Genomic DNA, 24,158 nt, shown 5'->3' on the forward strand with positions numbered 1-24,158 from the left:
TGAATGCCGACACTGCTTGGGATCGATAGTGGTTTGACAGTCACCAAGGCGGTCATCTTCGATATCGACGGCACGCCGCTTGCAGCCGCCCGGCGCCGCGTCACGCAGTTCATTCCGAAGGCCCGTCATATCGAGCGCGACATGGATGAATTGTGGAACGCGACGGCCGATGCCATCGGCGAGGCGATTTCGCTCAGCGGGCGACCGGCAAGCGACATAGAGGGCATTGCCGCTACCGCACATGGAGACGGCATCTACCTGCTCGATCACGCCCGGAAGCCGCTCGGCCGGGCCATTCTCTCGCTGGACAGCCGGGCAGGGGCAATCGTCGACCGGTGGACGCAGAGCGATGTCGCCGACCTGGCAATCGAACTGACGGGGCAGATCCCGCACGTCTCCGCGCCATCGGCATTGCTTGCCTGGATCCGCGAAATGGAGCCTGAGCGCTACAAGCGCATCGGCCATTTCTGCAGCTGCAAGGACTGGCTGCGGTTCTGCCTGACCGGGATCATCGGTACGGACCGCACCGAAGCCAGCACCTCCTTCACCAATGTCAAAACGCAGAACTACAGTGAGGATGCCCTGCAGCTATTTGGGTTGCAGGATCTCGTCCACGCCCTGCCGCCAGCCTCGCGCTCCGACCAGATCGTCGGGCGCGTGACCCGTGAAGCCGCGCAGCTGACGGGCCTTGCCGAAGGGACGCCTGTCGTTGCCGGTCTGCACGACGTCACGGCCTCGGCGCTCGGGGCAGGGGGCTATGCCAAGGGCGTTGTCGCGGTCATTGCCGGGACCTATTCGATCAACGAGACGCTTTCGTCGGAACCGCGTGTCGACCGACGCTGGTTCTGCCGCAACGGGATTGCGCCCGGCATCTGGAACAGCATGTCGATCTCCCCGGCATCGACAGCCAATTACGACTGGTTTCTGGACACGCTCTGCGCTGCCGAGCGAACGAATGGCGAGGTGCAAGGCAACTCGATCCACGCCCTGCTGGCGCCCGAGATCGACGCCGCCTTCGAACGCCCTTCGACGGCGCTCTTCCATCCCTATCTGTTCGGCTCGCCTTATGGCGCGGCGGCGAGCGCCGGCTTCTTCGGGCTCGGTGGATGGCACGACCGCGGCGACATGCTGCGCGCCGTGCTTGAAGGCATCGCCTTCAATCATCGCATCCATGTCGACGCGCTTCGCGACGGCTTTGCCTTCGATCAGGTGCGGCTCGCCGGGGGCGTCTCGCGCAATCCTGCCGTCGTGCAGATGTTTGCCGATGTGCTTGGCATGCCGGTCACTGTCACCGAGACGGATGAGGCGGCCGCCTGGGGCGCTGCGCTTTGTGCCGGCTCGGGCGCCGGTATCTTTGCCGATCCGCAGAGCGATCCGCGCGACACGGCTTCCATCGCGAAAACTTGCCGGCCCGATGCAGTGCGCAGCGCGGATTATGAAAAGCGTTACCAGGTGTTCCGCGATATTGCCGACGCGATGATCCCCCTTTGGCCTAGGATTGCCGCGCTTGCGCCGGGGCAATCGGCAAACTGAAAAGACAAATGCTTGCTGCGGCGGGCGATTTAGGACGATGAGCATGACCCCCGATTTGCAGCAGCGCTTCTCGAACCTCGGCGAGAACGATATCGACGTTTTGATCATCGGGGCGGGCATCAACGGTGCCGGCCTGTTCCGCGACCTCTCGCTACAGGGTGTCAATTGCCTGATCGTCGACAAGGCCGACTTTGGCTCCGGCACGAGCGCCGCACCATCGCGGCTCATTCACGGCGGCCTGAAATATCTGGAAACGGGTGAGTTCGGACTGGTTGCGCAGTCGACGCTTGAGCGCAACCTCCTGCTCAAGAACGCGCCGCATTGCGTCGAGCCGCTGCCGACTTTCATTCCGGTCTTTTCCTGGACGCGCGGCATCTGGGCAGCGATCCGGACGCTCTTTGGCTCGAAGACGGCGCCACGCAGCCGTGGCGCGGTTCTCATCAAGATCGGGCTTCGGCTCTACGACTTCTTCGGTTCGCGCGACCAAGTCATGCCGCGCCACCGGCTGATCCTGAAGAAACAGGCGCGCAGGGAGATGCCGCATATTACCCCCGCCATCGTCGCCGGCGGCATCTATTACGATGCCAAGATCAGCAGGCCGGAGCGGCTCGTCTATGAACTCGTGCGTGATGGTCTCGATGCGAATGCGAGGAGCCTCGCGGCAAATTTCACGACGCTGGCTGCTGTTTCACAAGGGCGTTTGACCTTCCGTCAGCCCGATGGTCGCGAGCTCACCGTCGCTCCCAAGCTGGTCGTCAATGCCGCAGGTCCTTGGATCGATCACGTCAACACTTTGCTCGGCGCTCCATCGCACCTGATCGGCGGCACGAAGGGTTCCCATATCCTCCTTGACCATCCCGAATTGGTGCGAAGCCTCAACGGCCACATGATCTATTTCGAGGCCGACGACGGCCGCATCTGCCTGGTCTACGACTATCTCGGGCTGGCGCTGGTCGGCTCGACCGACATTCCCGCGGATGATCCGGACAACGTCTCCTGCGAAGAGCCCGAAACGGAGTATTTCCTCGAAAGCCTCCGCTCGCTGCTGCCGACGCTGCGCTTCGACCGCAACCAGATCGTTTACAGCTATAGCGGCATCCGCCCGCTGCCGGCATCGGATGCGACCGTACCGGGGCTGATCAGCCGCGATCACTCCGCGCCGGTGAAGGAGCCAGAGGACGGCAGACCTTTTCCGATCATTTCGCTGGTGGGAGGCAAGTGGACGACATTCCGCGGCTTTGCGGAAGAGGTCGCCGACACCATTCTCTCCCGGCTGCAGCGCCGCCGCAGCCAGTCGACGCGCTATCTCGCGATCGGCGGCGGCAAGGCCTTTCCGGCTGATGCTGAGCAGCGTCACGCCTGGATCAGGGATATGGCGTCACGCAGCGGCGTTGCTGCCGAGCGAGCCGACGAACTGCTCGGCCGCTACGGCACGACGGCTGTGGCCCTGCTTTCCTCCCCTTCAAGCTATTCCGACGAACAGCGCCTGACCGGTGCGCCGCGTTACAGTTTCCGGGAGATCGACTGGATCGCCCGGAACGAACTCGCCGTCCACCTGTCGGACATCATGATGCGCCGCACGACGCTTGCGATCGAGGGCCGGTTGACGCTCGCAGGCCTGCGGGAAATCGCCGGCGTTGTCGGGGCGGCGCTCGATTGGAATGCCGAACGAACGGCAAGCGAAATCGAGGATGTTGTTAGCCAGCTGAGCCGCTTCCACGGCCAAGCACTGACGGGCGGACCTGTCGCCGCCGAGCCGGAAAAGGCACCCCGCCCGGCCTCGGGCTAGCCCAATTTCAGGAGAAAGCCGGATCGAGTGAACCGGACTTGTAACGCTTCGCCATTTCCGCAACGGGAAGGGGCGTGATGCGGCCCGCCATACCGGCCGTGCCGAACTGTTCGAAGCGCTCCTTGCAGAGCTTGGTCAGCGCCGTCATTGCCGGCTTCAGATATTTGCGCGGGTCGAACTCGCTCGGGTCCTCCTGCAGCACGCGGCGGATCTGACCGGTCATCGCCATTCTGCCATCGGTATCGATGTTGACCTTGCGCACGCCGTTCTTGATGCCGCGCTGAATTTCCTCGACCGGCACTCCCCATGTCGGCTTCATCTGACCGCCATATTTGTTGATGATCTCCTGCAGCTCGATCGGGACCGAGGACGAGCCATGCATGACGAGATGCGTGTTCGGGAGCTTGCGGTGAATTTCTTCGATGACGTTCATCGCCAGCACCGAACCGTCCGGCTTGCGGGTGAACTTGTAAGCGCCATGCGATGTGCCCATCGCTATAGCGAGCGCATCGACCTTGGTTTCGCGCACGAACTTCACGGCTTCGTCCGGGTCGGTCAGCAGCTGGTCGTGCGAAAGCTTGCCCTCGGCGCCGTGGCCGTCCTCGGCCTCGCCCATGCCGGTCTCCAGGGAACCGAGAACGCCGAGTTCGCCTTCCACCGAGATGCCGCCGAAATGCGCCATATCGGCCACCATCTTGGTGACGCCGACATTATAGGCCCAATCGGCGGGCGTCTTGGCGTCCGCCTTCAGCGAACCATCCATCATCACCGAGGTGAAGCCCGCCTGGATCGCCGTCATGCAATTGGAGGGATCGTTGCCGTGATCGAGATGCACGCAGACCGGAATATGCGGATAGATTTCGACGACGGCATCCATCATGTGCTTCAACATGATGTCATGGGCATAGGCGCGGGCTCCGCGCGACGCCTGCATGATAACCGGCGCATGACACGCGTCGGCGGCTTCCATGATGGCGAGCGCCTGCTCCATATTGTTGATGTTGAAAGCGGGAACGCCGTAGCCTTCCTCCGCAGCATGGTCGAGCAGTTGCCTCAGCGTAATGCGTGCCATCCAAGATTCCCCCATGTCGATGGTCGATCGAAACGCCGCCATCTCTGCGAAACTAGAGCCCAGGCGTGAGCCGTTCAAGCGTCTTATTTTAATAGGCAAAATGGCATAGGAGGAGGAATGTAACAAGCAGCAATAACAATATCACAACGGGCATGATATTTCTCGAGAGACATTTCGCCTGCCCCAGCCGAATGAAATTCAGGCATGCGCTAAAGAGACGGGCCGCCGTCACGGTCCTTGCCGGCGATGGCGAGATCTCTTGAGCTAGGCACCCATGTGGCCGCGCGGTTGTGGCTTCTGGCCAATGGCAGAGGCGACATCAGCCTCGATTTAAGGTTGATGCAGCCGAATGGGCAACATCCGGAAACCGGGTCAGATCAGACCGTATTGTTCCGCCTTATTGCGCAGGAACGGCAGGCCTTTGCCCATGACCTCTTCCATATCGCGTGCAACGGGGCGCCAGACGGCCAGGCCATAGGCCACCTCAACCGGCATGTTGATGAAGCTTTCCATCGCGAGTCCGCCCTTGAAGCCGATTGCGGCGAGCGCGGCATAGATCGCATCCCAAGGAATATTGCCGTAGCCCGGCGTGCCGCGGTCGCTTTCGGAAAGATGGATGTACCTTAGGTGATCGCGGGCGATCAGGATGCCGTTTGCCGCACCCTTCTCCTCGATATTCATGTGGTAGGTGTCGAGGTGGACGAAGATGTTGTCGGCGCCGACTCGCTCCACCATGTCGACGGCCTGCTGTGCCGAATTGATCAGGTGGTTCTCATAGCGGTTCACGGCCTCGACGCCGAGCTGGATGCCGTACTTCCTAGCGTGTTTTGCCGCCGCGTCGAGCACCTTGGCGATGTTGTCGTATTCGCCTTGCGTCGGCGGCAGGCCGGTGCGTTCGCCGATGCCGCCGAAGATGACGCCGGACAGAGCTTCCGCGTTCATTTCCGCGGTCTTTTCGATCGCGACCTTCAGGTGTTCGATCGCCGCATCCGGGCGAACGGATGCCCAGGCATGTTCCGGCAGGCCGAGCGAGCAGACGGCGCGCAGCTTGTGCTTTTCAAGCAGGTCGCGGGTGTGTTTGGCATCGACGGCCGGCGCATTGAGCAGCGCGATCTCGATGAAGTCCATCTTGTAGTGCACGGCTCCGGCAATCGCCTTCTCGGCGCCTGCGCGGTCCCAGTTCATGGTCCACATGCTGGTGTGAACGCCGAAACCTTCCATGGTCATATCTCCTATTTCACAATTCTGATGATCTTGGCCGAGAGCCACCGCAGCACCATCACGACGATGAGCAGGATGCCCCAGACGGCAGTGGTGAGATGCTGGTTGGCGCCGAGCAGGTTGAGCCCCGAAGAGAGAAGCTGCAGCACGATGAGCGCCACGAAGACGGGCAGGACGCGGCCGAAGCCGCCGAAGGGATTGATGCCGCCGAGGAAGCAGGCGAGCACGGTGATCAGTAGATAGGATTCGCCGTGGCCGACGCGCACCGAATTGAAGCGGGCAAGCATGATGATGCCGGCAACCGCCGCCATCACGCCGGAGAGCACGTAGACCAGCACCAGGACCTTGCGGGTGTTGATGCCGGAATAGCGGGCAGACTCGATATTGGAGCCGATCATATAGGTGGAAAAGCCGAGCTTGGAGCGCGAGAGCAGGATGTGGCTGGCGATCACACAGGCGATCAGGATCAGCAACGGGACGGGGATGCCGAGGATGCTGCCATGCCCGATCGGAGCGATGAAGGCGGGGAAGCCGGAAATATCGCCGCCGCGTGTCAGGAACTCGCCGAGGCCGCGCAGGAAGATCATCATCGAGAGCGAAACGAGAATCGGATGGGCGCGGGTAAAGGCGATGACCAGGCCCATGACCAGGCCGCTTACCGCGCCGACGGCGAGCGCCAGAGCCGAACCGAGCAGGAAGGCGCTCGGGCCGGCATCGATGCCGCCATTGGCCTGCAGCGTCCAGGCGAGCGTCAGGCCGGCGGTGTTGGCGGTGAAGGTGATCGCAAGGTTGAGGCCGCCGGTGAGGATCGGCATCAGCATGGCAAGCGTCAGGATGCCAAGCTCGGGAAGCTGAAAGGCGACCGATCCGAAGGTCGCGCCTGTCAGAAAATGCGGCGAGGCGACACCGAAGACGATCAGCACGGCCGCCAGTGCGGCGAGGGGACCGGCCATGTCTGCCCCGAAGATGGCGTTGAAGCGGGCGGCGAGCGTGTTCATCGGCTCTCTCCCCTGTCTGCAGGCCTGTCGCCGGTCGATTTGCGGGTCGCAAACACCGGCACCAGATTGCCGATGCGGGCGCTCGACAAGGTGATCGCAACGAGGATGATCGCGCCGACGATCATCTTGAAGGCGAAGGGCGAGACGCCCATCAGGTTGAGGCCGTTCTGGGTGATCGAGACGAGCAGCACGCCCAGCACGCAACCGAGCACCGAGCCCTTGCCGCCGCCCAGCCGCGCGCCGCCGAGCACCACGGCGGCCAGGACATCGAGCTCGCGGCCATAGAGTGCGTTCGGCACGACCTCCTGCGCATAATGCGCCTGCATGAGACCGGCGATGCCAGCCATCAATCCAAGCCAGCCGAAGGCGATGAATTGCATGGCGCCGATATTAATGCCGAAGCGGCGCGCGCCTTCCGGATTGTCGCCGAAGGCATAGAGCTGCCGGCCGGTCGTCGTGCGGGTAATGAAGAACCAGGTGGCGAGCGTGCAGACGGCCATAACGACAACCGGCAAGGTGATCTCAGCCCAGCTCCCATCGGCCATTTCGCGCTCGTAGATGATGACGCGGCTCGTCAGCCAGTCGGGCAGATTGTAAATCGACACGCCCTTGGTGAAGAACATCAGCAGGCCGAAATAGACGTTGAAGGTCGCGATCGTCGCGACGATCGAGATGATCCGGAAGCGGTGGATCAGGAAGGCGTTGATCATCCCGAGCACCATGCCGATACCGGCCGCGATCAGCAGACCGGACACCCAGCCGCCGCCGCCGATCCGCTCGAGCGCAAGTGCAGTAACATATTGAACGATCGAGGCGGCGACGGCGAAGGAGATGTCGATCCCACCTGATATCAGCACCACCAGCAGGCCGACGGCAAAGATGATATTGACCGCGCTGATATTGAGCAGGTCGAACGCATTGCCGAGTGTGAAGAAACGGTCGGTCGTAAAAGCCAGGACAGTGCTCATCGCGATGATGACGGCAAACAGCACGAATTCCGTCGTATAGGCCAGGAACAGCTTACGCATAGACCGCCGCCTCCAGGTCCTTCAGTGTGGTCGCGCGCGGATCATGCCAGCCGGCGATTCGGCCCTTTTCCATATGGATGATCCGATCGGCGTTGAAATAGACCTCCGGCACCTCGTCCGAGATGAGGATGATCGCAAGACCCGCCTCGGCGAGGCGGGCGACGATTTCGAAGATGCCGGCGCGCGCGCCCACATCGACGCCGACCGTGGGCGCATCGAGGATCAGCACCTTTGGATCGGTAGCGAGCCATTTGGCGATCGCGACGCGCTGCTGGTTGCCGCCCGAAAGCGTCGAGATCGCGTCGTCCTGCCTGCCGATCCTGACGCCGAGATCGGCGATCCAGCGCGAGACCAGCGAGCTCTTCTTTTCCGGCGAAATGAGCCGGCCACTCAGGATGCGGTTGAGCGAGGCCATGACCAGATTGTCGGCTATCGATTGCGGCTGGTTGAGACCGAGCGAAAGGCGGTCTTCGGAGAGATAGGCGACGCCTGATGTGATCGCCTCGCGGTTGGAGGCAAAGCGCACCGCTCTTCCCTCCAGCACGATCGTACCGGCGGCGGGCCGGCGCATGCCGAACAGCGTCAGCGCAAGTTCGGTGCGCCCGGAGCCGAGCAGGCCGGTGATCCCGAGCGTCTCGCCACGGCGCAGATCAAAGGAGATGTCCTCGAACTCGCCGGGCCTGGACAGCTTGCTGACGGAAAGCAGGACGGGGTTCTGCGATACGTCGCGGGCGCGAACGTTCTGGTCGAAGGTGCGTCCGGTCATCAGCTCGGTGATGTCAGACTGGGTCATGCCTTCCACCGGATAGACCCCGACCAGCGCGCCATCGCGCAGCACCGTGATGCGCGAGGAGATGTCCAGCACTTCCGCAAGACGATGGCTGACGAAGACCACGGCAACGCCCGAAGCCGACAGCGTGCGCACGATCGCCAGCAGATGATCGGTCTCCGACTGGGTGAGCGAGGCGGTCGGCTCGTCCATGAAGACGATCCGGGCCTCTCCGACCAGCGCGCGGGCAATGGCGACGATCTGGCGCTGGGCGATGGCGAAGTCCTTGAGGGGTCTGTCGACATCGAGGGTGACGCCGAGCCGGGCGAGCGCGTCCTCGGCTATTCCGCGGATCGCGGCATAATTGACGAAGCGCGGTCGCGAACCGGAAAGGGTTTGGAAGGCGATATTCTCAGCCACGCTCATTTCCGGAAAGAGCGCGAGGTCTTGCCAGATGATCTGAATGCCGCGGGACTGGGCCATGGCAGGCGTCATGTGGGATATCGTCTCACCGTCGAAGACGATCTCGGCGCCGTCTGCAGGCCGATAGACGCCGGAGATCACCTTGATCAACGTGCTCTTGCCGGATCCATTCTCGCCGGCCAGACAGTGCACTTCGCCGGGCAAGACTTCGAAGGAGACGTTTTTGAGTGCCTTGACACCACCGAATGTCATGTTGATGCCGCGAAGCGAAAGAAGCGGCTGGGCCTTCGCACCATCATCCGTTGCCATGCTCATGCCGGTTGCCTGTCCAGTCGAATGCCATGAAAGGTCTATGGTCCAGCCATGGCCGGATACCGCTCTTTTTCCCGAACGTCGGGCCGGTCCATGTCGACCGGCCCGACACCCGGGGAGGGGGCCTCTTCAGAGGCCCATTGCGGCCAGGTCGTCGACCGTATCCTTGTTGATCGGCAGCAGTTGATCGACGATGATGTCGTTACCAACAGGCTTGATCACCCCGAGACCCGGAATGTCATCACCTTCCTTGACGCTCTCGCCCTTGATCAGGCGATCGGCGAGCGTGACGAAGACTTCGCCGGCCTGTTTCGGATTCCACATGAAGCCGCCCGATATCGCACCTGATTTGATCAGCTTCAGGCCTTGGCCTGGCGAGAACGGGCCGAGCACGAAGATCTTGCCCGTCTTGCGGCGTTCCTCGATAGCGCGCCCGGCGCCAATCGGACCCTGGCTGCCGAAGGCGAGGAAGCCGGTCAGATCCGGATGGGCAGCGATGAGATCGAGCGCCGTCGAGCGGCTCTTGTCGACGTCTTCCGCCACGCCGTAGCGCTCGCCGACGAGCTTCATGTCTGGGTAGTTTGCCTTGATATAGGCGATTGCAGCGTCCGCCCAGGCATTGTGGAGCGGCACGGTCAGCGAACCGACGAAGACGGCATATTCGCCTTTGCCGCCCATTTTCTCAGCGAGCAGCTTGCCATGCGCTTCACCGAAGCCGGTGGCCGATGCGAGTTCGAAATTCCAGTCGGCGCCCTTCTGCGAGGGCGACTCATGGGTGATGACCTTGATGCCGGCGGCCTGCGCCTTGGTGAGCACGGGCTCGAGCACCTTGGCATCGTTGGGCACCACGCCGATGACCTTGACGCCCTGGGCGATCAGATCTTCGATGGCGCGCACCTGCAGTGCCGGGTCGGCGCTGGTCGGGCCGATCATGAAGGCATCGACCCCCAGTTTCTGGCCCTGTTCCTTGATCCCGGCTTCCATCGCGTTGAACCAGGGAATGCCGCCGATCTTGACGACAACGCCGACCTTCGGCGCGTCCTGCGCAAACGCGACCACCGCCCCGGCAAGCGACAGCGATGCGGCAAGTGCCGCTACGATAAGGCTCCTCATCCTCACTCCTCCTCAAAGGTCGCTCATACGAACGACGACCACCGGCCGGCTTGCGGCAGGTTGTTCCTGTTGCTTCTCGGCGAGGGAATACCCTTGCCTCCCATTCCGCCTCCTCCGGCGAACCATCTTTTGCACAATCGATCTTTCTTTTTTGCACAATCGATGGTGCAATGACTATCGATCAAGGCGGGGGTTTCGTCAAGAGGGGTTTGTTCCTAAGGGAAGCGACAAAGGAAAGGCGAGATATGACCGACATCGGCAAGAAGAAGGCGACGATCTACGATCTCTCGATGCTATCGGGTGCGTCGCCTTCGACCGTGAGCGCCGTGCTGAACGGGAGCTGGCGGAAGCGGCGTATCAAGGAGGCGACGGCGCAGCTCATTCAGAACCTGGCAAACGAGCACGGCTATACGGCAAACCTGCAGGCTCGTGGCCTGCGTTCGTCCCGCTCCGGTCTCGTCGGTCTTCTGCTGCCGGTGCACGACAACCGCTATTTCTCCTCCATGGCGCAGTCTTTCGAGGCGCAGGTCAGAAGCCGCGGCCAGTGCCCTCTCGTCGTCAGTGCCTGTCGCGATCCGGAGGAGGAGCGCAAGGTCGTCGAGACGCTGATCTCCTATTCGATCGACGAGCTTTTTATCGCCGGCGCAACCGATCCGGATGGCGTGCACAAGGTTTGCGAAAAGGCAGGGCTGAAACACGTCAACATCGATCTGCCGGGCATGCTGGCACCGTCGATCATCAGCGACAATTATGAAGGTGCGCGCATGCTGACGCAGGCGATCATCGAGCGCGCGCAGGAGGATGGACCGCTTTCACCTGACGATCTGTACTTGTTCGGCGGCCGCAACGACCATGCCAGCCATGAGCGAATTCGCGGTTTCCGCGACGTAAAGCGCGCATCGCTGGGCGCCGATCCCGACGTCTGCATCCAGCCGACCGGCTATTCCCCCGCCATGACGGCGCGTGCGTTCGAAGCCTTCTACGAAGGCCACGGAAAACTGCCGCGCGCATTTTTCGTCAATTCCTCGATCAACCTCGAAGGGCTGATGCGCTTTCTCGCCCTGCATCCGCACGAGACCTTCGCCGATATCATCGTCGGCTGCTACGACTACGACCCATTCGGCTCCTTCCTGCCTTTCCCCGTTTTCATGATCCGGCAGGACAGCGAGGCGATGATCACCAAGGGGTTTGCGATCCTCGATGCAGACCGCGGCCCGCCAATCACGCATCTGGTGCGGCCGACCCTCGTGCCCCCACGAACGGCGCTGACCGGCCCACTCGATGCACTGAAGGATATCGAGTAGCGTCCTGCCTCGTCGGAGACACGCTGGGCCGACGAAGAACAGACTCTTTGATGCCGATCGTGTGGCATCGACAACTGCCTTATCGGACCTAGCTTTCTGTGATGCGGCGATCTTCATCGGAGCCGACGGAGAGCTGCTTCCAGTCCAGGTCCTCCTGCAGCTCGAGATATTGCGTCGCGCCGATCTGATCCGTGTCGCGCAATTCCTCAAGGCGCTGGCGCTCAGCGAGGACGGCGGCGATCGTCAGGTCGCGGCGGCGATCGAGCGGCGAGGTCTTGATTGCATCGCTTGATGCGGCCCAATGTTCCTTGCAGATCGTCCGGATCGCTTCGGCCTCAGTGCCGTCTTCCTTCTCAAGCCGCTGAAAGGCGGCTTCGGCGAGCGATCTTCGGGCCGCCTTGAGTTCATCGCGGACTTCTGCCTGCCGACCGAGTTTCAGGAGATGGATCATCGGAGCCAAGGTCGCCCCTTGAATGACCAGGGTTGCGAGCACCACCGTGAAGGCCGTGAGCACGACCAGGTCTCGTTCCGGAAAATCGGCAGGGAGCGCGAAGGCCGTCGCCAGCGTAACGAGGCCGCGCATACCGGCCCAACCCACCAGCAAGGTTTCCCCTGATGTGAAAGGCGCCAATTCATGGCCGCTTCGGTGGCGAGACGCGACGACGGCGTGAAGCAGGAACGCCATCGCCATGCGCGCTAGGATGACGCCGACCACCACGATGGCGGCAAATCCCATCGCCCGCTGAAGCTCTTCAGTCGACATCGTCTCGATGATGCGGCGCGCCTGCAGCCCCATCAGCAGGAAAGCCACCACGTTCAACAGGAAGACGACAGTCGTCCAGACCGCGAAGGAATGCACCCGCATCCGCGGCGAATCCTTGACCGAAGAGAGGGTGGCGATCGTCATTGCGCTCGCCACGGTGGCAAGGACGGCCGACAGGTGCAGATGTTCGGCGATCAGCCAGGTCGAAAAAGCGTAGACGAACTGAAGCAGGGTCCCACCAACCGTATTTTCGGTTATCGGCCGAAGCCGCGAGACGAAATAGCCGAAGACGATGCCGAACAGGATCCCTCCAGGTGCGGCGAACCCCACCTGAAGCGCCGTCCCGGCATCCAGCCCACCCCGCGCCTGGACAGTGAGCGCAGCCCCGAAAAGCAGCAGCGCGGTCGCATCGTTGAACAGGCTTTCTCCCTTGAGCAGGGCATCCACACGGCGGGCGACGGGCAAATTGGAAAGGACTGCCGTGGCGGCTGCGGCATCGGGCGGCGCAACGATTGCGCCGAGTGTGACCGCAACCGCAATCGGAAGCCCGACCGTCAGCATGCTAATCGACACCACCACGCCTGTCGTGACGAGAACGGCAACAACAGCATAGAAGAACAACGGCAGCAGCATGCGCCGCGCCGCGCCCACCGGGAAATCATAGGCCGAATCGACAAGGACCGGCGCGATGAACAGAGCGAGCGCCGTCGGCGGATCGATGGGGATCGTGGGCGCGCCGGGCAACATCGCCACGGCGACGCCGGCGGCAGCCAGAATGCCGGGGTAGGGAAGGCGCATGCGACGTGTGACCTGCAGCAGCAGGATGGCAACCGCCAGCAATGCAACGAGTGTTTCGAAGAACGTCATTTCAGCATACTAGCAGGCTTTCGAGCGCATTGAAGCGGGTGCAGCCCCGATGTAAAGCTTGTGTCGTATCAAGCTGATGAGGGCGACGATGGACTACGAGGTTGCGATTGTCGGCGCTGGCGCAGCCGGGATTGCAGCGGCAAAAAGCCTGGCCGATGCCGGACGCTCGGTCATCATCCTGGAGGCCGGCACCCGCGTTGGCGGGCGGGCTTGGACAATCGAAATGGCCGGAATGCCGCTGGATATGGGCTGCGGCTGGTTGCACTCTGCCGGGCGCAATCCTCTCGTCGCCATTGGCCGGGCCGCCGGATTCAATATCGAACGCGGGCCGACGGCGTGGCAGAGCCAGTGGCACGATCTCGGCTTCACACCGGATGAGCGCGCAGCTGCGGCGGCAGCCTGGAGGGCGCTTGGAGAGCGGATGCAGGTCCGTCCCCCCGCCAGCGACAGGGCGTCGGACGCGCTGGAGCCTGACGGCAAATGGAACGCCTATTGCCAGTCGCTCAGCGGATATCTGAACGGCGCATCGCTGGATCGGCTGTCGGTCGCTGATTTTCTTGCCTATGACAATGCGGCGACCGACGCCAATTGGCGGGTGCACGAAGGCTATGGAAGCCTGATCAGCGCGGTCTTTCCGACCGTCGCCTTGCGCCTCGCGTCTCCCGTTCGACGCGTGGCATTGAGAGGGAGCGGCGTTCAGCTGGAGACCGACCGCGGTCCGGTCAAAGCAGCTGCCGCAATCATCACATCATCGACCACCGTTCTGGCCCGCGGAGCCATTGACTGCGGCCCTAAGGCCGACGATCACCTCCACGCCGCAAGTCAGCTGCCGCTTGGCCTCGCAGACAAGCTGTTTCTGGAACTCCATGGCAATCATGGTCTCGAGCCGGAAACCCATCTGCTCGGCGACCCGCAAAATGCCGAGACCGGCAGCTATTATATTCGGCCGCTCGGCCGGCCGGTCGTCGAAGGCTTCTTTGGCGGAAACGGCGCTGTCGTCATCGAACGCGCGGGTTTGGTGGAGGCATTTGCCTTCGCACTCGACCAGCTGTCATCACTGCTCGGCAGCAACATCCGCCGCCACCTGCGGCCGCTGGCAGCCTCTTCCTGGTGTCGTACCGATTGGATAGGCGGCTCCTACAGCCATGCACTGCCCGGCCATGCGGGCGCACGCGCAGTCCTGGCGCGCCCGGTCGGCGACCGGCTGTTTTTCGCCGGCGAGGCGACGCATCAATCCGACTTTTCGACTGCGCATGGCGCATGGGAAAGCGGGTTGCGGGCCGCCGACCAGGCTGCAGCTGTTCTACCACCCACATACGATATCCCGGCCACTGACCCTTAGTTTATCTTGAGGTGGAATTTCACCGCCCAGATTTTCCACCGAAACAGACGCTGCTCTCGATTTGCTGCCGGCGCATTTCGTAGCCGCGAACCAGCAAGGAATGCGTTGCGACGGTGCGCGCTGCTCCGCGTTGGTCGGTCGCGTCGGTTCAGAGACATCCTGTCAAGTGTACGATCTTCGGCCTGACGTCTGCCGCGCCTGCGTCCCAGGGGATGACGCTTGCTTGACCGCGCGCGCGTTCTTCGGGATCGGTCAGCCAAGCTTGCCGCCCAGCCACATCGATGCGGAACTGCCAATGAACCGAGATGCGTGGTTCGGCCCGCACCAATGTTGACTGTGACCACGATTGCGCGCTAGGCGCTGCACTTTAAACCGGCTGTGGCGGTTCAGCACCCGCGATAACACCCCAACCTTCGGCGCAGGCGCTACTGTCTGTAGATTTTCGAGGGTTTTGCTTCCACCTCGACTCTGCGGGTTGGACATGGCGGCTCCGAGACAGGATGAGCACGCTAAAAAGAGCCCACTACCTCCATTTCCCTAAATAATGGTTACAAATCAGCGACTTATCCTGAGTAAGGTGTCGCCGGTTCACATCCCTTCAAGAGCGCTAAACGGGCGGGACCTCGGCTGAGCCGTACCGATTTACAACGATTGGCTTCGAGTCTTTCTCGCAACACCTGAGCGGGAACTGTAATCTTGGACGGATTTGGCTGGATTAGAGCGATTCAGTTACGGTATCCGTAAGACTGCGAAGCGATTTGCGCGAGCGGGACAGCTAGAGAAAGCGCGTCCGCATCTCCTATAGCAGGACCTTGATGAACGCGGATATGATAGCCGCCTGGGCGGTTGAAAATGGATTCCATGCGATGGATTCCGGGAACTATCGTCGCCATGACAATGCAGGCGTGATCACGATCGAGATAAAGAGGATGTCATTCCTCCTCATCGATGAGAGGCATGGATTGCAACCGCGCCTCATATCGCGGTTGTTCAAAGACATATCCCTCGCAAGCGGGAGCGGCCGCTTGCAGGGTCTTCTTGACCGCAAACGCAATCATTGAGCGCTGACCTTATCCGACAGCCCAACCAATTCAGGTGGCGGATCATGGCTGACGCCGATGAGCACCGTCGCAAGGGTTCTACACTTCAATATTTCTTCTTGCGAACGATCTTGTTGCCGCGGGGTCCGCTCACGACCGGTGTTCGGTCGTGGTTTTCCGCAAGCAGGTTCCGCCAGCGTTCCACGCGATCAGCGACCAGGGCGCCGCTTGCGACAGCTGCCTGGACCGCGCACCCAGGTTCATGGGCATGGGTGCAATCGCGAAAGCGGCAAAGCGGCGCCAGTTCGGTTATTTCAGCAAAGAGGGTGTCTATACCGTCGGCAACATCACTCACGTAAAGCGTTCTTATTCCCGGCGTATCGATGACCCAGCCGCCGCCTGAAATCGCATGCAGGGATCGCGCCGTGGTTGTGTGGCGGCCCTGCGCGTCATATTCGCGGATGGTGCCTGTCTTTTGCTTTGTGTCGGAGCCAGGCCCGGTCATGGTGTTCACCAGCGTTGATTTTCCGACACCTGAAGATCCCACGAGCGCAACCGTCTGGCCAACGCCGCACCAGGGCGTCAACAGGGAAACGGCGTCCGCGGAGCGCCCATTCAAGGCGATGACAGGCAGATCGCGCTGCAAAGCCTCGGCTTGCGCCTGGAACATGCCTGCATCTTCCGCGGTGTCAGCCTTCGTCAGCACAATCACCGGGTTGCTCCCGGCCTGGTTGGCCATGATCAGGTAACGTTCCAGCCGAGCAAGATTAAAATCGGCATTGCACGAGGTCACGATCAACAGAGTGTCGATGTTGGCGGCAACAAGTTGCTGGCCACGTCCGCCTTCCGGGCGTCGCTGAAAGACGCTTTTTCGGTCGAGACGTCTGATGAGCATGTCAGTCCGTGCATCGGCAAGAACCCAGTCGCCCACTGCGTAGTCACCAGTATTGGTATTGGATGGGAATTCCAGTCCGACCGGCCCGGTGACATCGATCGCCTCGATGCGTGCCCGGTGAACTGAAGCGATGCGTCTGGGGATCAAATCCGCTTCGCTGGGCTGGACCTGGTCCGCGAAGAATTCAGACCACCCAAGCAGTTCCAGCGGCGAAGTAAGTTGAGAGCTGGTCAAATCTTGTTCCACCTTCGGTAAAGCTGCCACAAAGGGTTTTTGAATGATCTTCCGCGGCGTTTCGCCTAGCTGCGTGGATGATTCCGTTTTGGCAACGAGGTTGCGTAAGCAGCAGCTTCGCCGGGATAGGGGAAATCGTCCCCGAGCTGACGGTCGCCATCGTAGACTTTGAAGGCAGGCCCTTCGACTTCAACGATCTTATAGCCATTCACGTATTCGATCTTCGGTGTTTTCCAGCCCATCAAAAGCTCTCCAGTGCGGTCCGAGGGTTGTCTCTGAGGATGGTGCCAAGACCTCATACACAGCGATCAATGACCTATCAGGTGCTTCACGATTAGCCAACGCCGGTTCGATCCCGCTCAAGGCCGTCGTTCGTCTGCAAATTCGACAAAGAGCCACCGCCAGGCTGGTTTACACGTGATCAATGGCCCACGATGGCGATCTCCCCCGACCAGAACGCGGAACTGACCTTCAATCTCGCAAGGCTTAGGGAAAGCACCATGCACGCCGCTACGACGTGCTCGTTTGGGCTTTACGCGGAACCAATCGCGCGGCTGGAAACCGGCAGAGCAATCCGTCACCCGTTGACGCTGCGAACAGCAGCAGCGCTACCGCCGCCGGCAGCCCGGCGCGTGGCAAGCGCCTTCGCCGAAAAGAGCGCGTAAATGATCAGCGGAAGGCAGACGAGATAGGATATACGGATGCCAGCATGCTCGGCAATGAAACCGAGCAGCGGCGGCGCCAGGAAGAAGACGACAAAGCTCATCTGGCCGAGGGCGGCGACGTTGAGATACGCCGCGCGATCTGTGCGTTGGGCCGCCGCCGAAACGGCGAGAGGATAGACCGCGCTGCAGCCGGCGCCCATCAACGCAAAGCCCGCCAGCGCGACATAGGGATGCGGCGCCCCCGACACGGCGCAGATGCCGATAGCCGAAAGAACAAGCAACATCGTGGCGACGCCCCGCGCGCCGAACCGATCGACCAGCGGATCGACGAACAGGCGCGCCAGCGCCATGCAGAAGGTAAAGAGCGTCAATCCCAGTCCGCCAATGAAGGGCTCGACCGAAAACACGTCGCGCATATAGATCGCCGACCAGTCGATCCCGGCGCCTTCGACGAGAAAGGCCGCGATGCCGATCACGCAGAGCGGCATTAAGCCCCAGGTGGGAAGCGCTACCAGCGGTGCCTTGCCTTCATGCAACGCGATCCGCGCAGGCGCATTCCGCATGCCGGAAATCGCCCAGATGCCGATGACAAGAACCGCGACAAAGGTCGCGGCGAGATGGAGTTCCATCGAAATGCCGGCTTGGCGGACGACGGAGGAGACAAGCGCCGTGACGAAGAAGCCGAGGCTCCAGAAACCATGCGCCCTGTTCATCACGCCGCGTCCCAGCTGCGCTTCGATGCGGTCGATCTCGACATTGAGATTGATCTCCAGCGCGCCGGCGAGCAGCCCCTCGACGAAGAGCACACAGAACACGACCGGCGCCGCACCGATCCACGGCACCAGCGACAGCAGCGCAGACGTGCCGAGAACAGTAATGAATGCCGTCGTACGCGCGCCGAGCCGGGCGATCAAAGGCGAAGATAAAGTCAACGAAATCAAGGCGCCGATCGCAGCCCCTATCAGCGTCAACCCAAGCTCGGACTTATTGACGCCCATCGCAACCTGCAAATCCGGCATCGATTTTCATGATGCAACTCCGGGGATTGACGCGTCGACGCAAAACACGCGCGTATGGACCTGGGATGTCTATCTCACAGGGCCCAAGATCGAAACTTGTTTCTGAGGGAATGCGTCGGAGAATGTGATCTTGGGGACCGGCGCGATTTGCCGAGCCGCGGTAACGTGCGCGTGCCGCTTGATCAAGGTTGCAAGCTTGCCGCCGCGATTCCGAACGCGAGCTTCGTACCGCTTGAGAGCAAGAACCATGTGCTCGTGCCGGACGAGGCCTGCATGTAACGTGTTTCAAGCCGAACTTGCTGCCTTCCTCGGGTAGCGCGGTTCGTGGGGCTATCTCACATCAAGCCTCCCAACGATCTCCTTTGGTCCAGACCAGGTGCGTCGCTTTTCGCCGATACAGATTGAGGAGCTAGTTTGACAAACTTTGCCAATTTCAGTTTAACTTGTGCGCAGTATGGAGGCTCGAATGGCCGACTGTGGCGACGGCCATCTACCCATCGCTCCCGTTTTTCGTACCCGACTCGGGTAACAACACAGCCAGGCGGCGGCGCAACTCATTTCTGAAAATTGCGCGTGCCTGCGCGATTTCGTGGAAGCCGATATGCGCAACAAAGCGCATGACCGTAGAGACGGAGACGCCACAGTCATTCGCGATGGAGGTCGTGCTGCCAAAGGCCATGAGTTCCGGTTTGGCCAGGACCCTCTTCGCCACATTCTCGACGCGAAGAGGGAAGGTGACGTGGCGGCAGGCGATGGCCGATTTCAGCTCTTCGAAACTTGCCGGCGGGCTGCTCAGACTGCGGATATGCTGCGGCATTTCTTGGCACACTCCGTCTTTTACGAACCGGCCTAGAGGCCGGAAAGCTGGATCGTCCTGTGCTCGGTAACCGACGTGATGCAGGCGAGCGCGATGGCAAGCGCATTGCGGGCATCTTCACCGGTCGGGCCAGTGACGGTGCCTGTCCTTATGGCCTCGACGAAGGAGGCGAGCTGGGCGGTGTAACCGTGGACAAAGTGATCCGTGTCACGCCGCCAGGTATCGTTCGAAACTCCGTTCTTGTCGTAGAGCGTCATCGAGGAACGGCGTACATCGCCCATCGTCACCATGCCTCCGGAGCCAAAGACCTCGCCGCGGATGTCGTAGCCGTACATGGCGCAGAAATTCGCCTCCGCCACGGCGATCGAACCGTTGTCGAAGCGGATGGTGACGACGGCGGTGTCGTGAAAACCCTTTCTGGCAAAGTCCGGTACCACGAGCGCATCGGCAATCGCCGTCACCTCGATCGGGGTTGCTGTCGGGTTCAGCCACAGCAGGGTGTCGAAGTCGTGGATCAGCGTCTCGTAGAAGATCGTCCACAGCGGCGTCTTTTCCGGGTTGCCGCCGTAGGGACCCGGGTCTCTCGTCAACGAGCGAAGAAGCTGGACGGAACCAACTTTGCCGGCGTCGATCGCCGCGCGGCCCTCGTAAAAAGCCTGGTCCCAGCGGCGATTGAAGCCAACCTGGAGCGGTACCTTGGCAGATCTTGTGGCAGCAATCGCTTCGTCGGCCTCCTCAAGCGTCAGCGCCATCGGCTTTTCGCAGAAGACCGCTTTTCCAGCCCGCGCGGCTTCCACGACGACGCTCGTGTGGAAGCGCGCCGGCGTTGCGATAATGACGCCATCGATCTCGGGATTGGCGAGAAGTTCCGTCACGCTGGTATAGGCTTCGGGCGCATCAAGCGCCGCCGCGAGTTTTTCGGCAGCGCCCGGCGCCGGATCGGCGACGGCCACGAGACTGGCATCGACCAGACGCCGGGCGACGCTTTCGGCGTGGAACGAACCGATGCGGCCGGCACCGATGAGCGCGAGATTGACGGGACGGTGGGCGGGCATGGAAAGCTCCTGAAAATGCTGTTGTCGGATCAGAGGGAAAACGCGTCGCGAAAGCGGGAAAGCGCCAGCTCGTCATCGCCGGATGACCAGGCTTCCATGCCGATCGTGCCCCGGTAGCCCATCTCATTCAGGGCGCGTGCGATCGCCGGATAGTTGATTTCACCAGTGCCCGGCTCCTTGCGGCCGGGAACGTCGGCGACCTGGATTTCACCGATATGTGGAAGAGCGGTGCGGCAAAGCTCGATCAAGTTCCCCTCGCCGATCTGTGCGTGGTAGAGATCGAGGTTGAGCTTCAGTGAAGGCCGGTTGACGGCCGCCACCAATGCGATTGTGTCGGCCGACTTGGCAAACGGCGTCTTTGGATGGTCAACAGCCTCGTTCAGGTTTTCGAGGACGAAGATAACGCCTTCCTCCTCGCCGAGATCAGCGATGCGGTTTAGCGTATCGGCCGCCTTCAGCCACATGGCGCCGGTGACGACCTCGGACTTGACGACGGGCAGGCCCTGTCCATCGAGCCCCGTCCCATGCAAGTTGAGGCGTGGGCAATTCAGTTCCTTTGCCACCGGGATCGACTGGCGTGCGGTGCGTAGCAACTCCTCCGCGCCGTCATCGTCTGCCAGCGTGCCGGTGATATAGCCCGTCATCGACGAGAACGTGGTGCCGGACTTTGCGATCGCCTTGATGTCATGTTTCGTCCAGTCCCAGATTTCCGCCTGGAAGCCGAGTTCTGTGATCCGTTTCAGCCGATCAAGAACGGGCAGGGAGCGAAACACCATTTCAGCGCAGACTGCGAGCATGAAAGGCGAGGTTTTTAGGATCGTGGTCATTTGTGTTTCCCAATGCTTGTATTGCTCAGATCGTCCCACCGAGCTCGTGAGAAATCACCTGCAGTTCCTTGCCGCCGGCCATGAGGTTCTGCAGTTCCTCGAGAGAAATCTCGCTTTTGTCGAAGGTGCCGAGCGTCTTTCCACGATTGAGAACCGTGAAGCGGTTCCCGACTGCAAAGGCGTGGCGGACATTGTGGGTAATAAAAATTACGCCGAGGCCCTTTTGTTGGACCTGGTGGATGTACTTCAGCACCATCGAGGTTTGGGCAACACCCAATGCCGACGTCGGCTCATCGAGGATGAGCACCTTGGCTCCGAAATAAACGGCCCGCGCGATCGCCACACATTGCCGCTCGCCGCCGGAAAGGGTGCCGACCGCCTGGTTGGGATCGCGTATATCGATGCCGATCTTGTGCATCTCCTCGCGGGTCACCTCGCTGCAATACTTGAAATCGACACGCCGGAACGGCGGAATGCCCTTTACGGGTTCCCGTCCCATGAAGAAGTTTCGCGTGATCGACATCAGCGGGATCATCGCCAGATCCTGATAGACGGTCGCGATGCCGGCATCGAGCGCATCGCGCGGACTGGTGAACGCGACCGGCTTTCCCTCGACCAGGAAATCGCCGCCCGAAGGACGGACCACACCCGACAGCGTCTTGATGAGTGTGGATTTCCCGGCCCCGTTGTCGCCAAGCAGGCAGAGCACTTCGCCCTGCGATACCTTCATCGAAACGCCCGAGAGCGCGATGACGGAGCCGTAGTGCTTGACGATATTTTTGACTTCAATGACCGGCGGAGCGCTTTGTGATTGGCTATCAGTCATGATCAGCGCTCCCCTGTCACTTTGCGGCGGATGAAATTGTTGAAGAGAACGGCCAGAAGCAGCATGGAGCCGAGGAACACCTGGAACCAATCCGAGTCGAACTTCGTGTAGGTCAGGCCGATCGAGACGAGGCCGAAAATGATGGCACCGAAGAAGGCGCCGATCGCCGAACCATAACCGCCGGTCAGCAGGCATCCGCCAATCACGGCAGCGATGATCGCCTCGAATTCCTTCTGGAAGCCGCGGCGCGCGTCCGTCGAGCCGGCGTCCAGAACCGTGATGATGGCCACAAGCGCCGCGGCGCAGGCCGTGAGCGCGAAGAGCCCCGTCTTCACGCGATCGACCGGTACGCCGGAGTTTCTTGCCGCATTGGGATCGCCGCCGGCGGCAAAGACCCAGTTTCCGCTCCGGGTGCGCAGAAGAACCCAGGTGGCGAGCCCGGCAATGGCGATGAACCAGACCACGGACACCGGCACGCCCGTGACTTTCGGAACGCCGTTGTCGAACTTCTCGATCAGGCCATGGGCTGCAAGCCAGCTGAAAAGATCCTGGAAGGCGACGCCTGAGAACAAGCGCTTCAAGGGACCGTCGCCGACGACCTCACCTATACCGCGAAGCTGCGTTGAGCCGCCTGTCGCCCATTTCAGGCCAACAAGGGTTAACCCCCGCAGAATAAAGAGGAAGGCAAGCGTGACGATGAACGACGGCAGCCGCGTCCTGATCACAATCTGTCCGTTCACCGCGCCCATGGCGGCTGCAAGCAGCATCGTGATGATAATGGAAATCCAGAGCGGTTGGCCGAAATTGGTCAGGGCCGCACCGAAGATCAGGCCCGCGAAGGCGACCATCGAGCCGATCGAAAGATCGAACTCGCCACCAATCATCAGCAGAGCTGCCGCAATGGCGAGAATTCCCAGCTGTGAGGCTGGAGCCAGGATCGTCATCACACCTGAAAGCGAAAACATCGAACGGTCTGCGGTAAGAAAGAAGAACGTCACCACCAGGACGAGGCCAGCAACCGCGCCGAGCTCGGGCCGACGCATCATATGTGTAAGAAAGCCCACCTGTTTGATGCGCTCGTCGGAGTTTGACGCATCTCCTATTTTTTGCTCAATCGGAGCCATGATACCTACCTCCCAATGGATGCAATTCGCCGAAGCGTCGAGGGCATCCCTCACGACGCACATCGTCTGTCGAACACCCTTCTTCGAAAGCGGGGAGGGTGTTCGACAATCACGCCTTTCGGCAGTCGCGGATTAACGGATGCCCTTTGCCGATAGTTCGACGACCTGAGCGGCCTTTTCCTTGGTGATCAGGTTTGGACCGGAAGGCACGTTGCCGCCGGGGATCAGGCCGTATTTGGCATAGTTCGCGAGGAAGACCGCCGGCAGATAACCCTGGAGGAACTGCTGCTGATCGATGGCGAAAGCGGCATCGCCAGCAGCGACAGCCTTCAGGAAGTCTGCAGAAAGGTCGAAAGTGGCGACTTTGATCTTGCCAGCCATGCCTGCATCGGCGACGGCAGCCAGAGACGGTTCGCCGGCCGTGCTTGCGCCGAGTGCCATGATCGTGTCGATTGCGGCGTTCGAGCTCAGTGCAGCCTTCACCTTGGCCCGAACGTCCGCCGGATCGTTGGAGACGGGCAGGACCGTAACGCTGCCTGCAAAGCCGTCGGAGAAGCCCTGGCAACGCTGATCGAGGGAGACGTTGCCGACTTCCTGGTTGACGCAGATGGCAACCTTGCCGCCCATTTCCTTGAGCTTTTCACCCGCTGCCTTGCCGGCGCTGTATTCGTCCTGGCCGACATGGAGAAGCGCTCCGAGTGACTTTGAAACGTCGGAACCGGAATTGATGGAAATGACCGGAATGCCGGCGGCGACAGCCTTCTGGATCGACGGGCCTAATGCGGACGAATCCGGGATCGAGACGATCAGACCGGCTGGTTTCTGGTTGACGGCGGCGTCGATCAACTGGCTCATGGCCACCATGTCGAAGGTTTCCGGCGCACGATAGTCGATGCTGACACCGGCATCCTTGGCGCCGGCGCTCACCCCGTTCTTGACAACAGACCAGAAGGGGTCGTTGGCCTGGCCGTGCGTTACGGCGATGATGTTGATATCCTGTGCGATGGCAACGCCAGATGCAGCGCCAAGTGCGCCAACCACGGCAACGCCCAGCACAATTTTACGAAGAAACGATTTCATAAAAACTCCTCCCAAAGGGTGTCCCGCGCCTCCTAGCGCGAG

At 61.3% G+C, this 24,158-nt stretch carries 20 protein-coding genes and 3 pseudogenes; 7 read left to right on the plus strand and 16 right to left on the minus strand.

Annotation, left to right across the window (positions count from 1 at the left end):
* Positions 1 to 3: 3 nt before the first annotated feature.
* Together GFM02_RS03155 and GFM02_RS03160 are read left to right on the plus strand one after the other, a co-directional pair.
* Positions 4 to 1,533 (plus strand): FGGY-family carbohydrate kinase, encoded by a 1,530-nt coding sequence (locus GFM02_RS03155; protein WP_168320761.1) that lies wholly within the window; start codon positions 4 to 6, stop codon positions 1,531 to 1,533.
* A gap of 37 nt (positions 1,534 to 1,570) precedes the next feature.
* The gene (locus tag GFM02_RS03160) at positions 1,571 to 3,322 is read left to right on the plus strand and encodes a glycerol-3-phosphate dehydrogenase/oxidase (RefSeq protein WP_168320762.1); all 1,752 of its coding nucleotides are present in this window, start codon (positions 1,571 to 1,573) and stop codon (positions 3,320 to 3,322) included.
* Between the two features lie 7 nt (positions 3,323 to 3,329).
* On the opposite strand, the gene fba is transcribed toward GFM02_RS03160, so the two are convergent.
* The 6 genes from fba to GFM02_RS03190 all read right to left on the minus strand — a co-directional run bounded on the left by fba (position 3,330) and on the right by GFM02_RS03190 (position 10,258).
* Positions 3,330 to 4,394: a class II fructose-bisphosphate aldolase gene (gene fba, locus GFM02_RS03165; protein ID WP_168320763.1), complete on the minus strand. Its 1,065-nt coding sequence runs from the start codon at positions 4,392 to 4,394 to the stop codon at positions 3,330 to 3,332.
* A 372-nt stretch (positions 4,395 to 4,766) separates the two neighbouring features.
* Positions 4,767 to 5,615, minus strand: a complete 849-nt coding sequence (locus GFM02_RS03170) for a sugar phosphate isomerase/epimerase family protein (RefSeq protein WP_168320764.1) — start codon at positions 5,613 to 5,615, stop codon at positions 4,767 to 4,769.
* 11 nt (positions 5,616 to 5,626) lie between these two features.
* Positions 5,627 to 6,613, minus strand: coding sequence for an ABC transporter permease (locus GFM02_RS03175; RefSeq protein ID WP_168320765.1), 987 nt, complete (start codon positions 6,611 to 6,613; stop codon positions 5,627 to 5,629).
* On the minus strand, positions 6,610 to 7,641 hold the full coding sequence (locus GFM02_RS03180) for an ABC transporter permease (RefSeq protein ID WP_168320766.1): 1,032 nt from the start codon (positions 7,639 to 7,641) through the stop codon (positions 6,610 to 6,612). Before GFM02_RS03180 ends, GFM02_RS03175 begins: the two co-directional genes overlap by 4 nt.
* Positions 7,634 to 9,148, minus strand: a complete 1,515-nt coding sequence (locus GFM02_RS03185) for a sugar ABC transporter ATP-binding protein (RefSeq protein ID WP_168320767.1) — start codon at positions 9,146 to 9,148, stop codon at positions 7,634 to 7,636. Before GFM02_RS03185 ends, GFM02_RS03180 begins: the two co-directional genes overlap by 8 nt.
* 126 nt (positions 9,149 to 9,274) lie before the next feature.
* Positions 9,275 to 10,258, minus strand: a complete 984-nt coding sequence (locus GFM02_RS03190; RefSeq protein ID WP_168267483.1) for an autoinducer 2 ABC transporter substrate-binding protein — start codon at positions 10,256 to 10,258, stop codon at positions 9,275 to 9,277.
* 245 nt (positions 10,259 to 10,503) lie between these two features.
* Here GFM02_RS03190 and GFM02_RS03195 point away from each other — a divergent pair, with 245 nt between their 5' ends.
* Positions 10,504 to 11,562, plus strand: coding sequence for a LacI family DNA-binding transcriptional regulator (locus GFM02_RS03195; RefSeq protein WP_168320768.1), 1,059 nt, complete (start codon positions 10,504 to 10,506; stop codon positions 11,560 to 11,562).
* 88 nt (positions 11,563 to 11,650) lie between these two features.
* Here GFM02_RS03195 and GFM02_RS03200 read toward each other — a convergent pair whose 3' ends face one another.
* Positions 11,651 to 13,192 (minus strand): cation:proton antiporter, encoded by a 1,542-nt coding sequence (locus GFM02_RS03200; protein WP_168320769.1) that lies wholly within the window; start codon positions 13,190 to 13,192, stop codon positions 11,651 to 11,653.
* Positions 13,193 to 13,280: 88 nt separating this feature from the next.
* Between GFM02_RS03200 and GFM02_RS03205 the strand changes: the two genes are divergently transcribed.
* The 3 genes and pseudogenes from GFM02_RS03205 to GFM02_RS03215 all read left to right on the plus strand — a co-directional run bounded on the left by GFM02_RS03205 (position 13,281) and on the right by GFM02_RS03215 (position 15,595).
* The gene (locus GFM02_RS03205) at positions 13,281 to 14,534 is read left to right on the plus strand and encodes a flavin monoamine oxidase family protein (protein ID WP_168267477.1); all 1,254 of its coding nucleotides are present in this window, start codon (positions 13,281 to 13,283) and stop codon (positions 14,532 to 14,534) included.
* A gap of 25 nt (positions 14,535 to 14,559) precedes the next feature.
* Positions 14,560 to 14,868 (plus strand): annotated as a pseudogene (locus tag GFM02_RS34935) (YkgJ family cysteine cluster protein); the annotation flags it as partial.
* Positions 14,869 to 15,349: 481 nt separating this feature from the next.
* The gene (locus tag GFM02_RS03215) at positions 15,350 to 15,595 is read left to right on the plus strand and encodes a hypothetical protein (RefSeq protein ID WP_168320770.1); all 246 of its coding nucleotides are present in this window, start codon (positions 15,350 to 15,352) and stop codon (positions 15,593 to 15,595) included.
* 85 nt (positions 15,596 to 15,680) lie between these two features.
* On the opposite strand, the gene rsgA is transcribed toward GFM02_RS03215, so the two are convergent.
* From rsgA to GFM02_RS03230, 3 genes and pseudogenes are all read right to left on the minus strand, one after another.
* On the minus strand, positions 15,681 to 16,733 hold the full coding sequence (rsgA, locus tag GFM02_RS03220) for a ribosome small subunit-dependent GTPase A (protein ID WP_168320771.1): 1,053 nt from the start codon (positions 16,731 to 16,733) through the stop codon (positions 15,681 to 15,683).
* 35 nt (positions 16,734 to 16,768) lie between these two features.
* On the minus strand, positions 16,769 to 16,945 hold the full coding sequence (locus GFM02_RS03225) for a hypothetical protein (RefSeq protein WP_168267473.1): 177 nt from the start codon (positions 16,943 to 16,945) through the stop codon (positions 16,769 to 16,771).
* A gap of 335 nt (positions 16,946 to 17,280) precedes the next feature.
* Positions 17,281 to 18,387 (minus strand): annotated as a pseudogene (locus tag GFM02_RS03230) (MFS transporter); the annotation flags it as partial.
* A gap of 153 nt (positions 18,388 to 18,540) precedes the next feature.
* Here GFM02_RS03230 and GFM02_RS35525 point away from each other — a divergent pair.
* A pseudogene (locus tag GFM02_RS35525) lies at positions 18,541 to 18,700 on the plus strand (alpha/beta fold hydrolase); the annotation flags it as partial.
* A gap of 177 nt (positions 18,701 to 18,877) precedes the next feature.
* Here the strand turns inward: GFM02_RS35525 and GFM02_RS03240 are convergent.
* The 6 genes from GFM02_RS03240 to GFM02_RS03265 form a co-directional block, all read right to left on the minus strand.
* Positions 18,878 to 19,204 (minus strand): RpiR family transcriptional regulator, encoded by a 327-nt coding sequence (locus GFM02_RS03240; RefSeq protein WP_168267469.1) that lies wholly within the window; start codon positions 19,202 to 19,204, stop codon positions 18,878 to 18,880.
* A gap of 32 nt (positions 19,205 to 19,236) precedes the next feature.
* On the minus strand, positions 19,237 to 20,259 hold the full coding sequence (locus GFM02_RS03245; RefSeq protein WP_168320772.1) for a Gfo/Idh/MocA family oxidoreductase: 1,023 nt from the start codon (positions 20,257 to 20,259) through the stop codon (positions 19,237 to 19,239).
* 29 nt (positions 20,260 to 20,288) lie between these two features.
* Entirely contained in the window at positions 20,289 to 21,086 is a 798-nt protein-coding gene (locus GFM02_RS03250; RefSeq protein ID WP_168320773.1) for a TIM barrel protein, read from the minus strand.
* A 25-nt stretch (positions 21,087 to 21,111) separates the two neighbouring features.
* Positions 21,112 to 21,912, minus strand: coding sequence for an ATP-binding cassette domain-containing protein (locus GFM02_RS03255; protein WP_168320774.1), 801 nt, complete (start codon positions 21,910 to 21,912; stop codon positions 21,112 to 21,114).
* 2 nt (positions 21,913 to 21,914) lie between these two features.
* Positions 21,915 to 23,036 carry an ABC transporter permease gene (locus tag GFM02_RS03260; RefSeq protein WP_168320775.1) on the minus strand — a complete coding sequence of 374 codons (1,122 nt, stop codon included), beginning with the start codon at positions 23,034 to 23,036 and terminating at the stop codon, positions 21,915 to 21,917.
* A gap of 132 nt (positions 23,037 to 23,168) precedes the next feature.
* Complete coding sequence (locus GFM02_RS03265) at positions 23,169 to 24,116, minus strand: sugar ABC transporter substrate-binding protein (protein ID WP_168320776.1); 948 nt, start codon at positions 24,114 to 24,116, stop codon at positions 23,169 to 23,171.
* Positions 24,117 to 24,158: the final 42 nt, after the last annotated feature.

The sequence above is a fragment of the Rhizobium leguminosarum bv. viciae genome, from assembly GCF_012276115.1.
Taxonomy (GTDB): Bacteria; Pseudomonadota; Alphaproteobacteria; order Rhizobiales; family Rhizobiaceae; genus Rhizobium; species Rhizobium leguminosarum_T.

Excerpts from the sequence above, each read along its gene's own strand:
- GFM02_RS03185 (WP_168320767.1), bottom strand. The coding sequence starts at position 9,148 with ATGAGCATGGCAACGGATGATGGTGCGAAGGCCCAGCCGCTTCTTTCG.
- GFM02_RS03200 (WP_168320769.1), bottom strand. The coding sequence starts at position 13,192 with ATGACGTTCTTCGAAACACTCGTTGCATTGCTGGCGGTTGCCATCCTG.
- GFM02_RS03215 (WP_168320770.1), top strand. The coding sequence starts at position 15,350 with ATGAACGCGGATATGATAGCCGCCTGGGCGGTTGAAAATGGATTCCAT.
- GFM02_RS03190 (WP_168267483.1), bottom strand. The coding sequence starts at position 10,258 with ATGAGGAGCCTTATCGTAGCGGCACTTGCCGCATCGCTGTCGCTTGCC.
- GFM02_RS03265 (WP_168320776.1), bottom strand. The coding sequence starts at position 24,116 with ATGAAATCGTTTCTTCGTAAAATTGTGCTGGGCGTTGCCGTGGTTGGC.
- GFM02_RS03195 (WP_168320768.1), top strand. The coding sequence starts at position 10,504 with ATGACCGACATCGGCAAGAAGAAGGCGACGATCTACGATCTCTCGATG.
- GFM02_RS03225 (WP_168267473.1), bottom strand. The coding sequence starts at position 16,945 with ATGGGCTGGAAAACACCGAAGATCGAATACGTGAATGGCTATAAGATC.
- GFM02_RS03180 (WP_168320766.1), bottom strand. The coding sequence starts at position 7,641 with ATGCGTAAGCTGTTCCTGGCCTATACGACGGAATTCGTGCTGTTTGCC.
- fba (WP_168320763.1), bottom strand. The coding sequence starts at position 4,394 with ATGGCACGCATTACGCTGAGGCAACTGCTCGACCATGCTGCGGAGGAA.
- GFM02_RS03170 (WP_168320764.1), bottom strand. The coding sequence starts at position 5,615 with ATGGAAGGTTTCGGCGTTCACACCAGCATGTGGACCATGAACTGGGAC.
- GFM02_RS03240 (WP_168267469.1), bottom strand. The coding sequence starts at position 19,204 with ATGCCGCAGCATATCCGCAGTCTGAGCAGCCCGCCGGCAAGTTTCGAA.
- GFM02_RS03260 (WP_168320775.1), bottom strand. The coding sequence starts at position 23,036 with ATGGCTCCGATTGAGCAAAAAATAGGAGATGCGTCAAACTCCGACGAG.
- GFM02_RS03155 (WP_168320761.1), top strand. The coding sequence starts at position 4 with ATGCCGACACTGCTTGGGATCGATAGTGGTTTGACAGTCACCAAGGCG.
- GFM02_RS03205 (WP_168267477.1), top strand. The coding sequence starts at position 13,281 with ATGGACTACGAGGTTGCGATTGTCGGCGCTGGCGCAGCCGGGATTGCA.
- GFM02_RS03250 (WP_168320773.1), bottom strand. The coding sequence starts at position 21,086 with ATGACCACGATCCTAAAAACCTCGCCTTTCATGCTCGCAGTCTGCGCT.
- GFM02_RS03245 (WP_168320772.1), bottom strand. The coding sequence starts at position 20,259 with ATGCCCGCCCACCGTCCCGTCAATCTCGCGCTCATCGGTGCCGGCCGC.
- GFM02_RS03255 (WP_168320774.1), bottom strand. The coding sequence starts at position 21,912 with ATGACTGATAGCCAATCACAAAGCGCTCCGCCGGTCATTGAAGTCAAA.
- GFM02_RS03175 (WP_168320765.1), bottom strand. The coding sequence starts at position 6,613 with ATGAACACGCTCGCCGCCCGCTTCAACGCCATCTTCGGGGCAGACATG.
- GFM02_RS03160 (WP_168320762.1), top strand. The coding sequence starts at position 1,571 with ATGAGCATGACCCCCGATTTGCAGCAGCGCTTCTCGAACCTCGGCGAG.